This is a genomic window from Streptomyces sp. SAS_272 (genome assembly GCF_052543235.1).
Genome location: NZ_JBMNDR010000153.1, coordinates 1 through 11,258, shown reverse-complemented (window position 1 = coordinate 11,258; position 11,258 = coordinate 1). Strand labels below are relative to the sequence as shown.

8 protein-coding genes are annotated in these 11,258 nt (G+C 74.5%); 5 read left to right on the top strand and 3 right to left on the bottom strand.

Annotated elements, in window-relative coordinates; translation table 11 throughout:
- Positions 1-4,254, top strand: a 4,254-nt coding sequence (locus tag ACN6LD_RS40995) for an SDR family NAD(P)-dependent oxidoreductase (protein WP_445045819.1), incomplete at its 5' end; no start/stop codon positions are given.
- A 98-nt stretch (positions 4,255-4,352) separates the two neighbouring features.
- Positions 4,353-5,822, top strand: a complete 1,470-nt coding sequence (locus ACN6LD_RS40990; protein ID WP_319197920.1) for an FAD-dependent monooxygenase — start codon at positions 4,353-4,355, stop codon at positions 5,820-5,822.
- Positions 5,823-5,901: 79 nt separating this feature from the next.
- Here ACN6LD_RS40990 and ACN6LD_RS40985 read toward each other — a convergent pair whose 3' ends face one another.
- Together ACN6LD_RS40985 and ACN6LD_RS40980 are read right to left on the bottom strand one after the other, a co-directional pair.
- Entirely contained in the window at positions 5,902-6,162 is a 261-nt protein-coding gene (locus ACN6LD_RS40985) for a phosphopantetheine-binding protein (protein ID WP_445045818.1), read from the bottom strand.
- Between the two features lie 24 nt (positions 6,163-6,186).
- Positions 6,187-7,212: a ketoacyl-ACP synthase III family protein gene (locus tag ACN6LD_RS40980; protein ID WP_445045817.1), complete on the bottom strand. Its 1,026-nt coding sequence runs from the start codon at positions 7,210-7,212 to the stop codon at positions 6,187-6,189.
- A gap of 109 nt (positions 7,213-7,321) precedes the next feature.
- Between ACN6LD_RS40980 and ACN6LD_RS40975 the strand changes: the two genes are divergently transcribed.
- Entirely contained in the window at positions 7,322-7,717 is a 396-nt protein-coding gene (locus ACN6LD_RS40975) for a TetR family transcriptional regulator (RefSeq protein ID WP_445045816.1), read from the top strand.
- Positions 7,718-7,849: 132 nt separating this feature from the next.
- A complete protein-coding gene (locus ACN6LD_RS40970) occupies positions 7,850-9,055 on the top strand; it encodes a cytochrome P450 (RefSeq protein WP_445045815.1) in 1,206 nt (401 codons plus the stop codon).
- Positions 9,056-9,197: 142 nt separating this feature from the next.
- On the opposite strand, the gene ACN6LD_RS40965 is transcribed toward ACN6LD_RS40970, so the two are convergent.
- Positions 9,198-9,893, bottom strand: a complete 696-nt coding sequence (locus ACN6LD_RS40965; RefSeq protein WP_445045814.1) for an SDR family NAD(P)-dependent oxidoreductase — start codon at positions 9,891-9,893, stop codon at positions 9,198-9,200.
- Between the two features lie 103 nt (positions 9,894-9,996).
- Between ACN6LD_RS40965 and ACN6LD_RS40960 the strand changes: the two genes are divergently transcribed.
- A complete protein-coding gene (locus tag ACN6LD_RS40960; RefSeq protein ID WP_445045813.1) occupies positions 9,997-10,875 on the top strand; it encodes a helix-turn-helix transcriptional regulator in 879 nt (292 codons plus the stop codon).
- The last annotated feature ends 383 nt before the right edge of the window (positions 10,876-11,258 follow it).

The window sequence follows — 11,258 nt, the reverse complement described above, 5'->3', positions numbered from 1 at the left end:
GCCCTGCACGCGCGGGGGATCACGGCCTACCTCGAACTCGGCCCCGACCCCGTCCTGACCGCCCTCGTCAAGAACACCCTCGACACCCACACCCACACCGACACCGAGACCGAGACCGAGACCCGCGCGGAGGGCATCGACGCGGGCAGCGTCACCGCGGTCGCCGTCCTGCGCAAGGACAGGGACGAGGTCCGCACCGCCCTGCGCGCCCTGGCCGCTCTGCACGCCCACGGCGTTGCCGCCGATCTCACTCCTCTCCTGCACGGGGGCAGCAGGGTCAAGCTGCCCACCTACGCCTTCCAGCACGAGGACTTCTGGCTGCACGCCGTCGCGCAAGCGGACGTGACGAGCGCCGGCCTGAGCCGCGCCGATCACCCCCTGCTCGGCGCGGCCGTCGAACTCGCCGACACCGGGCACCTCGTCCTCACCGGCCGTCTCGCCCCCCACGACCAGCCCTGGCTCGCCGACCACGTCATCGCCGGCGCCGCCCTCCTGCCCGGCACCGCCTACCTCGACCTCGCCCTGCACGCGGCCCGGCTCACGGGTCTGAGCGCGGTGGAGGACGTCGTCCTCGAGGCGCCGTTGGCCCTGCCTTCCCAGGGCGCGGTCCGGCTTCAGGTGACCGTGGAGGCGCCGGACGGCTCGGGGGCGCGGGCGCTGTCCGTCCATTCCCGTCCGGAGGCGGACGCGGGCGCCGACGACGCCGACCGCGCCCCCTGGACCCGCCACGCCACCGGCACCCTCACCCCCACCCCCGCGCCCGCACCCGAGTCCGTGCCCGCTGTCTGGCCTCCCGCCCACGCCGCCCCCGTCGACCTCACCGGCCTCTACCCCCGCCTCACCGCCCAGGGCTACGCCTACGGCCCCGCCTTCCAAGGCCTCACCCACCTGTGGCGCCACGCAGACGACTACTACGCCCGCATCACCCTCCCCCCGCACACCACCCCCCACGACCACCCCCTGCACCCCGCCCTCCTCGACGCAGCCCTCCACGCCCTCCTCGCCACCACCCCCGAAACCGCCACCACCCCCGACGCCGACGCCGACACCGACGCCGACGCCGGCGCCGGGATCCGCATCCCCTTCGCCTGGAACGACATCGCCCTCCACGCCACCCACCCCACCACCCTCCACGCCCACCTCGCCCGGACCGCCCCCGACACCCTCCGCATCACCGCCACCGACCCCACCGGCCGACCCGTCCTCACCGTCGGGGAACTCACCACCCGGACGATCGCCCGTGAGCAGCTCGCGGCGGCGGGGGCCGCGACCGACGGCACCGCCGGGCTGCTTCTGCCGGCGTGGACGCCGCTGCCCGCGGGCGGGGCCGAGGAGCCGATGCCGCTCGGGCCGGTCGCAGTGATCGGGGCTGATCCGCTGGGTCTGGCGGAGGCGCTGCGGGAGGCGGGCGGGGACGCGGCGTCCGTGCGGGTCTACGACACGCTCGGCGCGCTGCGGGCGGCGGTGGACGACGGCGTCGGCGTTCCGGCGCGGGCGCTGGTCACCTGCGTCGGCGGCCCGGCGGGCGAGGAGGTGCCGGACGCCATGCGTGCCGTTCTGGGGCGGGCGACGGCTCATGTGCAGGAGTGGCTGGCGGACGAGCGGTTCGGGGACGCGCAGTTGGTCGTGGTCACCCGCGATGCGGTCGCGGCGCGGCCGGGTCCCGAGATCCGTGATCTGGCCGCCGCGCCCGTGTGGGGTCTGGTGCGGTCGGCGTCCACCGAGCATCCGGGCCGTTTCGCGCTGCTCGACGTGGGCGCCGGCCCGGTGACGTCGGGGACGGGGGCGTCCGGGACGGGGGCGGCGCTGGTCCGGGCTCTCGCCGGGCGGCTCGCCGAGGCGGCCGTCCGCGACGGGGGGGTGCAGGTGCCGCGGCTGGTGCGCGCGGCGGACGCGTCGGGTGTGCTGACGCCGCCGGACGGCTGCGGCTCCTGGCGGCTCGACGTGACCAGCAAGGGGACGCTCGCGCATCTCGCGCTGTTGCCCCATCCGGAGGGCGAAGGGCCGCTCAAGGGCCATGAGATACGGGTCGCGATGCGTGCGGGAGGTCTGAACTTCCGTGACGTGATGGTGGGCCTGGGCATGTATCCGGGGGACGACGCCCGGATCGGCGGCGAGGGTGCGGGCGTGGTCGTGGAGGTGGGGTCGCAGGTGACCGCGTTCTCGCCGGGCGACCGGGTGATGGGTCTGTTCCCGTCCGGCGGGCTGGGGCCGGTCGGTGTCACCGATCACCGGTGGGCGGCGCGGATCCCGCGGGGGCTGACGTTCCAGCAGGCCGCTGTCGTGCCGGTGGTGTATCTCACGGCGTACTACGGTCTGGTGGATCTGGCGGGGCTGGGGCGCGGGGAGCGGCTGCTGGTGCATTCGGCGGCCGGCGGCGTGGGCATGGCCGCCCTGCAGATAGCCCGGCACCTGGGCGCCGAGGTGTACGGCACCGCCGGCCTCGGCAAGTGGGACGCGCTGCGCGGCCTGGGCTTCGACGACGCCCACCTCGCCGACTCCCGCACCACCGACTTCGAACAGGGCTTCCTCGCCGCCACCGGCGGCCAGGGCATGGACGTCGTCCTCGACTCCCTCGCCAAGGAGTTCGTCGACGCCTCCCTGCGGCTGCTGCCCCGCGGCGGCCGCTTCCTGGAGATCGGCAAGACCGACGTCAGGGATGCCGGGCAGGTCGCGGCCGGGCATCCGGGCGTGGAGTACCGGGCGTTCGACCTGATGGAGGCGGAGCCGGGGCGGATCCAGGCGATATGGGCCGAGCTGGTGGCGTTGTTCGAGGCCGGGGCGCTGACGCCGCCGCCGATCACCGCGTGGGACATCAGTCACGCCGTCGACGCGCTGCGCTATCTCAGTCAGGCCCAGCACATCGGCAAGGTCGCCCTCACCGTGCCGCGTGCGCTGGACGTCGAGGGCACCGTCCTGATCACCGGAGCCACCGGCGCCCTCGGCGGCCTCCTCGCCCGCCACCTCGTCACCCACCACCACGTCCGCCACCTCCACCTCACCAGCCGCACCGGACCCGACGCACCCGGCGCCGCCCAGCTCACCGACGACCTCACCCGACTCGGCGCCACCGTCACCCTCACCCCCTGCGACATCGCCGACCCCGCCGCCCTCGCCCGCCTCGTCGACGCCGTCGACCCCCGCCACCCCCTCACCGCCGTCGTCCACACCGCCGGCGTCCTCGACGACGGCACCGTCGACACCCTCACCCCCCGCCGCCTCGACACCGTCCTGGCCCCCAAAGCCGACGCCGCCTGGCACCTGCACCGCCTCACCCGCCACCTGGACCTCACCGCCTTCGTCCTCTACTCCTCCGCCGCCGGCCTCCTCGGCAACCCCGGACAGGCCAACTACGCCGCCGCCAACACCTTCCTCGACGCCCTCGCCCACCACCGCCACACCCAAGGCCTGCCCGCCACCTCCCTCGCCTGGGGACTGTGGGACCAGGCGAGCAGGATGACGGGTCATCTCGACGGCACGGCGCTCGGCCGGCTGTCGCGTACGGGGGTGACGGCTCTGACGTCGAAGGAGGGGCTGGCGCTGTTCGACGCGGCGCTCGGGCTGCGCCAGCCGCTGTCGGCGGCGATGGGGCTCGACCCGGCGGTGCTGGCCGAGCGGGCGGCGGCCGGTGTGCTGGAGCCGCTGTTCGCCGCTCTGGTGCGGCCGCGGGCGGGGGCGCCGGCGGTCCGGGCCGCGCGGGCGGCGGGCGGTTCGGCGGGCGGGGGCGAGGCGCTCGCCGACCGGCTCGCGGCGCTGCCCGCGCAGGGGCGGCGGGCGCTGCTGGCGGAGGTCGTGTGCGAGAACGTCGCCGCGGTCCTCGGGCACGCCACGGCGGACAGCGTCGGGCTGGAGCGGCCTTTCAAGACGCTCGGTTTCGACTCGCTGTCCGCGGTCGAGCTGCGCAACCGGCTCGGCGCGGCGACCGGCCGCCGGCTCTCGCCGACGCTGATCTTCGACCATCCGACGCCGGCCGCGCTGGTCGGGCATCTCGATGAGCTGCTCGCGCCGCCGCAGGCCGATGTGTTCGGGCGGCTGCTGGCCGAACTCGACGCGCTTCAGGGCACGTTGGGTGAGGCGGCGGTCTCCCCCGCGTCGGCGGGCAAGGCCGCGGCCCGGCTGCAGGACTTCCTGCTGCGCCTGGAGGAGGGCCAGTTCGACGCGGCCGGGTCCGAGGGGTCGGCGGCCGAGCGCATCTCGGCGGCGAGCGACGACGAGATCTTCGACCTCATCGACAACGAGCTCGGGATCGTCTGAGCCGCGCCCCCCGGCACGCGGCCCCGGGCGCGCGCCTGTCCTTCATCGACCACGCCGTACGCCGGTCCCCCGGGCCGGCCGACCCTTAGGAACAGGTTATGTCCGATCCCGTCATCATCGCGGGCGGCGGGCCCGCCGGCCTCATGCTCGCCCACGAGTTGGGGCTGTGGGGCGTCGACACGATCGTGCTGGAGCGCCACACGGCGCGCGAGGGCGGCCGGTCCGTGGGGCAGGCCCTGAACACGACAGCGGCCGAGCTCCTGGACCAGCGGGGCCTGCTGGACGGTCTGTGGGAGCACACCGCGCCGTCCCAGGGCACGCATTTCTCGCTGCTGTGGCTGGACAGCGCCCCGTTGGAGGGCCGTCATCTGCCCGCGCTGCTGCTGGGCCAGGAGTATCTGGAGCGCGAGCTGGAGCAGCGGGCCGTGAAGCGGGGCGCGGACCTGCTGCCGGGGCGTGAGCTGGTCGGCTACGAGCAGGACGACGCGGGGGTCACGGTCACCGTGCGTCACGGTGGTGTGGAGTCCCGGCTGCGCGGCAGTTATCTGGTGGGCGCGGACGGGGAGGACAGCCGGGTGCGTGAGCTGGCGGGCATCCGCTTTCCCGGTTCCAGTCAGGCGAACTGCGGTCTGGTCGCCGATGTGGAGATGGACTTCGCCGGGCTGGAGGAGGTGCACCGCGGGGCGCGGTTCTGCCCGGCGGGGGGACTGTATTCGTCGGTGCCGGTGGAGCCGGGGGTGACGCGTGTGATCACCGCCGAGTTCGACACCGAGCTGCCGGGGCCTTCGGTGCCGCCGACGGCGCGGGAGCTGCGGGCGAGTGTGGAGCGGCTCAACGAGCGGCCGTTCCCCGATGTGCCGGTGCGCTGGATCCGCCGGTACGGGGGGCCTTCGCGGGTGGCGGAGCGTTTCCAGGACGAGCGGGTGTTCCTGGCCGGCGACGCGGCGCACACGTTCTATCCGCTGGCGGGCCTGCGCATCAATCTGTGTCTGCAGGACGCGGTGAACCTCGGCTGGAAGCTCGCGGGGGATCTGCTGGGCTGGGCTCCGCCGGATCTGCTCGACACCTATACCGCCGAGCGCCGTCCGGCGGCGGTGCGCGCGGCGTCGGCCACCGACACCCAGCTGGCTCTGATCCATCCGGTGCGGCGGGTGGCGCCGGTGCGGGAGCTGGTGACGGCGCTGCTGCGTTTCCCGGACGTCAACCGGTATCTGCTGGAGCTGTCGACGGGGGTGGACGTCAGTTACGCGCACGAGGACGCGCCGGGGCCGCTCGGTCGCCGGCTGCCGCATGTGGAGCTCGTGACGCCCGGCGGGCCGAGCAGTGTGGCGCGGCTGCAGCACGGGGGGCGGGGTCTGCTGCTCGACCTGTCCGCGGGGCGGGGCGCCGCGCGGACGGTGGTGGCGCCGTGGTCGGACCGGGTGGAGGTGGCCGTGGCGCAGGCGACGGCGGACATCGCCGCCGAGGCGGTGCTGCTGCGGCCGGACGGGCATGTGGCGTGGCTGGGCGCGCTGGGCGATCCGGCGCTCGTGGTCGCGCTCAGGCAGTGGTTCGGGGGGCGCGGGTGAGGGCGGGCCGCGTCTGAGACGGCGTGCGGGGGCCGGGGCGGATCGCCCCGGCCCCCGGCGGTGTGCGGGTGCGCGTTCGTCAGCTCAGCAGCCGGGACCAGGCGCCCACGGTGGGGTCGGCGGCGAGGTCCTTGAGGGAGACGCGGTGGCCGGCGCGCCGCCAGCCGTTGATGAGCTGCATCATGTGCAGGGACTTCAGGCCGACGGCGACGAGGTTGGTGTCGTCGGCGATGGCCTCGGCGGACACGCCGACGGTTTGGGCGACGGCGTCCCTGATCTCGTCGGTGGTGGGGGGCGCGGTGGCGGCGGGCGCGGTGGCGGCGGTGACGGGTCGGCTCATGGTGCGTACCTCTCCTCGTGCGGGCTAGGGGATGTCGGTGATTTCCAGGACGGCCGCGCCGACTTCCATGCCCACGGCTGCGGCGAGCAGCAGGACGTGGTCGCCGGGGTGCAGGTGGCCCGTGGAGAGCAGGTGGTCGAGGCCGACGATCTGGTCGGTGCCGCCGCAGTGCCCGGTGCGGCGGTTGACCTCCCAGGTGCCGCGTGCCTCGTCGATGCCCAGCGGGTCGAGGAATCCGTTCGTGACCTGGTCGCGGGCCACTGCGCTGTGGGCGACCCTGGTGATGTCGTCCATGGTCAGGCCGGCCTCGGCGAGGACGGCGTCGACGGCCTCGTTGACGATGTCGCCGAGGTGGAAGAGGGGCGGGACGACGCCCTGGGCCCACTGCCGGCGCAGGTGGTCGACGCGGGCGTCGAGGTCGAGGGGCTTGCCGAGGGTGGCGCTCGGCGGGAAGAGCGGGTCGCCGCCGCGGTGCAGCAGCTCCGCCTCGGGGACGGACACGGAGCCCACGGACAGCAGCCGGGCGAAGCCGCCCCGCTTGGAGACCACGACGGCCGAACCGCCGTCGCCCAGGACGTAGTTGTCGCTGACGGACCAGCGGTCCACGTTGGGGGTGGAGAAGTTGTCGCCCGCGGTGACCAGGACGGCGGTGGAGTCCGGTTCGGCGGTCAGCAGGTCGGCGGCGAAGCGCAGCGAGGTGACCATGCCCAGGCAGCCCTGGCGCAGTTCGAGTGCCGGGACGGGCCGGTCGACGGTGTGGCGGAGGATGTAGTGGGGGGCCGACCAGATGTCGGGGCCCTGGTGGAAGACGGGCGTGTGGATGAGCGCGCCGATGTCGTCGGGGCCGTGCCCGGAGCGTTTGAGCGCGTCGCGGGCGGCGCTGACGGCCATGTCGGGGGCGGGCGTGTCACCGGCGACGGCCACCGAGACCATGCCGCTGGACTCGCGCAGGGCGGCGTCGTACCACCCCCGCTCGACGGCCTCGTCGATCGTGACCCGCTCGGGGATGCACGTGCCGATGCCGGCCAGGTAGACGTTGTCCGCTTTCATCGTGCGACACCCTCTTCTCGGGAGAGTCGGTGAAGGTCGGGTCACGGTCGCAGGAGGGCCTTGCGCACCCCTTTCGCGGCGCTTGGGAGGCGTGCGGGCGGATGGCGTCATGACCGGCGCGGGACTTCGGGAGATGAAGAAAGCCGAGGTCGAGCAGGCGGTCCAGCCAGAGACGCTGCGCCTGTTCGCGGAGCGCGGGCGCCGGGAGACGACGGTCGGGCAGATCGCCGCGGCGGCGGAGACCTCGACCACGACGTTGCACCGCCACCGCCCCTCGAAGGAGGAGGTGCTCCTCTCCGGGATCCAAGAGCGGGGACAGGGCGAGGGGCGGGGGGGGCGGGAGCGGTCCTTGCACGTCGTGCCGGAGCCGCCGGCGGGCGCGTCGGCGGTGGAGGGGCTGCGGGCGGGCGGGCGCGTCGGCGGTGGAGGGGCTGCGGGCGGCGCTGCGCGGCATCCGGCGCGGCGGCGCCCGCTGGAGTCGACGGCGCCCTCGTCGGAGCGGTGAGAGGCGCGTCCTCGGGGGCGGGCGGGGTCCGGGTTCGTGCGGAAGGCGGTTTAAGACACCTTTAGCCGAGCTGCCTAGCGTCGCTCCCGGGAGCGCCCGTCCTTTGATTCCGCTGACCCGAGGAGCACGACCGTGACCCAGGCTCAAGACCTCGCCCGCCTGCCCTTCCCGCGTGACCCGCAGGACGTCAACGGCATCGCACCGAAGTTCCGCGCGCTGCGCTCGCAGTCTCCGGTGGTGCGGGTCGGCACGTCCGCGGGGGACGAGGCGTGGCTGGTCACCCGCTACGGCGAGGTGAAGCAGCTGCTCAACGACCCGCGTCTGGGCCGCTCGCACGCGCATCCGGAGCGGGCCGCGCGGGTCGCCAACGCCGCCGTGCTGACCGGCCCGCTCGGCAGGCCCGAGGACGAGGTGCCCACCCGCACCCGTTTTCGTCGGCTGCTCTCGCCGGCGTTCTCCGCCCGCCGGGTCGCGCATCTGAAGACCGGTGTCGAGGAGCTCGTGAGCCAGCTGTTCGACGGGCTCGAGGCGGGCCCGAACCCGGGCAACTTCCATGAGGCGCTGTCGTTCCCGCTGCCGGTCCTGGTGATCTGCCAGCTGCTCGGGGTGCCGGGCGAGGACCGCGAGGAGTTCCGCAGGCTGTCGGCGGGCTCGACCAGCCTGGACGACGTGGACGCGGCGAAGGCGGCCTGGGCGGAGCTGAACGACTACATGCTGCGGCTGGTCGAGGTGAAGCGGCGCGACCCCGCGGAGGACGTCTTCTCCGACCTCGTCGCGGCGCAGGAGCGGGAGGGCCTGGAGGACGCGGAGATCGCGCGGATGGCCTCCGGGATTCTCTTCGCGGGCCACGAGACGACCGTGACCCGGCTCGACCTGGGCACGCTGCTGCTGCTCACCCACCCCGAGCAGCGGGCGCGGCTGCAGGCCGACCCCCACGGGCTGGTCCAGTCCGCGGTCGAGGAGATCCTGCGGATGGCCGCCCCGTCCACCCAGGACGTGCTGCCGCGGTACGCGCACGAGGACATCCAGGTGGGCGACCTGACCATTCCCGAGGGCGATCTGGTGCTGCTGGCGTTCACGGCGACCAACCGCGACCCGGACATCTTCTCCGACCCGAACTCCTTCGACATCACCCGGGACAGCACCCAGCACCTCGCCTTCGGGCACGGTCCGCGGTTCTGCCTCGGCTCGGGGCTGGCCCGTCTGGAGCTGCAGATCGTGTTCTCCACGCTGTTCGAGCGCTTCCCCGGCCTGCAGCTCGCCACCGGCCTGGACGAGCTGCAGTTCCGCGACAACACGCTGACCGGCGGCCTGTCGGCGCTGCACGTGCGCTGGTGAACGCCGGCCGCTCCCGGGCGTGGCGTGCCGGCTGACGCCGCGCGCCCCGCGCCGCCGGGCGGGTGCGGGACTGCGCGGGCGACGGCGCGGACGCGCTGCCGGACGCCGGGCGGGCAGGACGGCCGGCCGGCCGGGGGGCGGATCACCAGGCCATCGCGCCGTGACGGTCGCGGAAGGTTCCCGTCGGCCCGTCCGCGCCGACGGCGGCGAGTTCGACGATCGCGTCGGTCCCCTCTCTCACCGTCTGCGGGCCGCTGTGCCCGTTGAAGTCGGTCGCGGTGTAGCCCGGGTCGGCCGCGTTCACCTTCACGTCCGGCCAGGACTTCGCGTACTGCGTGGTCAGCATGGTCACGGCGGCCTTCGACGCCGTGTAGAGCGGCGCGAGGTTCCTCGACTCGACGCGCTGTGCGTCGTGGGTGGCCGCGAACGATCCCATACCGCTGGACACGTTGACGATGACCGGGCTCGCGGACCTGCGCAGCAATGGCAGGAACGCGTGCGTCACCCGGACGATCCCGACGACGTTGACGTCGAACACCTCGCCGGCGTCGGCGGCCGTGATCCGGTCGGCGGGGCTGTGCGTCCCGAAGACGCCCGCGTTGTTGATCAGGACGTCGATGCCGCCCTCGCGCGCCTCGACATCGGCGGCGGCCGCAGCCACCGACGCGTCGTCGGTCACGTCGATCTGGACGAATCGGGCGCCGAGTGCGTCGGCGGCCGCCCGGCCGCGCTCCGGATCGCGCGCGCCGACGAGGACGGTGTGGCCGGCCTCGATCAGGCGGCGGGCGGTCTCATATCCGAGGGATTTGTTGGCTCCGGTGATGAAGGTCGTCGTCATGCGCCCACTCTCGGCCCGTGCGGAGAGGGCGACCAGTGCCTCGCGTGACGGTAGGACAGCCAGTACCAGGCACGAGGCGGGGCCCGCCGGACACAATGGGCGGGTGGACGAGACGCTGGGCACGGCACTGCGCCGCTGGCGCGACCGCCTTTCCCCCGCCGACGTGGGACTGGCCTCACGGCCCGGACGGCGCGCGGCGGGGCTGCGGCGCGAGGAACTGGCCGAACTCGCCGGGCTGTCGGTCGACTACGTGGTCCGCCTGGAACAGGGCCGTGCCACGAGCCCGTCGGCGCAGGTCGTCGCGAGCCTGACCAGGGCGCTGCAACTGCAGCCCGTGGAACGCGATCACGCCTACCGGCTGGCCGGCCTCCTGCCTCCCCGGGAGGGAACGGTCTCCACGCATGTCCCGGCCGGGGTCCAGCGGATGCTGGCCCGCCTCGGGGAGTTCCCTGTGGGCGTGTTCAGCGCCGACTGGACCTTGCTGTCCTTCACTCCCGCATGGTCGGTGCTGCTGGGCGACCCCAGCGCGCGGACCCACGCCGAGCGCAACCTGGCACGGGCGGTCTTCGCCACCGGGCCCGGCCGGCTCGCGTCCTGGCCCGTGCTCCAGGACGACGACGCCCTCAAGCCCGCCCTCGTCGCCGACCTGCGCACCGCTCTCGTCGGCGCTCCCCGCGACCGCGGCCTGGCCGACCTCGTCGAGGAACTGCGGTCGGCCAGCGCGGAGTTCGCCCGTCTGTGGGACGAGGGCAGGGTCGGCCCGCACGTCTCGGCCCGCAAGACCGTGGTGCACCCCCAGGTGGGCGAGGTGACCTGCGACTGCGACGTGCTCACCGTCCCCGGCTGCGACATCCGACTCGTCGTCTACACGGTGGCCGGGGGTTCCGCCGATGCGGAGAAGCTGGAGTTCCTGCGGGTCGCCGGCGGCGTCCGCGCCGAGGGCTCCCCGCCTGCGGGGCCGGGTCTGTTCTCCACGCCGTGACGATCGCCGCCGGCCCGGTCCCGGTCCCGGTCCCGGTCCCGGTCCCGGTCCCGGTCTCGGTCTCGGTCTCGGTCTGCGGGATCTTCGCCTTCCTCGTCGGGCCGGCCGGCGCAGGCCGGGTCCGTCGGTGAAAGCGACCGCTCACGGTTCCTCCCCACGCACCGGCGGCGGCGCGGCCGGCGTCCGGTGCGCCCGGCGAGGACCTCGGTGGTCTCGCGCTCGGGCGGGTGCGGGCGCCGGTGCTGCGCTCATCGGGTCCCGCCGCCGAGTCGCCGTCGCGGCAACGTGACCGGCCGGACGGCTCCGGCGGGGCGCTGCGGGCGGGTGGCGGGCCAGGCGCTCTCGCGCATGTTGCAGGGGGCGGAGTCCTTCGCGGACGCCGC

Bases quoted from the DNA above. Each gene is read 5' to 3' on its own strand.
- ACN6LD_RS40990 (WP_319197920.1), top strand. From the start codon at position 4,353: ATGTCCGATCCCGTCATCATCGCGGGCGGCGGGCCCGCCGGCCTCATG.
- ACN6LD_RS40985 (WP_445045818.1), bottom strand. From the start codon at position 6,162: ATGAGCCGACCCGTCACCGCCGCCACCGCGCCCGCCGCCACCGCGCCC.
- ACN6LD_RS40980 (WP_445045817.1), bottom strand. From the start codon at position 7,212: ATGAAAGCGGACAACGTCTACCTGGCCGGCATCGGCACGTGCATCCCC.
- ACN6LD_RS40975 (WP_445045816.1), top strand. From the start codon at position 7,322: ATGACCGGCGCGGGACTTCGGGAGATGAAGAAAGCCGAGGTCGAGCAG.
- ACN6LD_RS40965 (WP_445045814.1), bottom strand. From the start codon at position 9,893: ATGACGACGACCTTCATCACCGGAGCCAACAAATCCCTCGGATATGAG.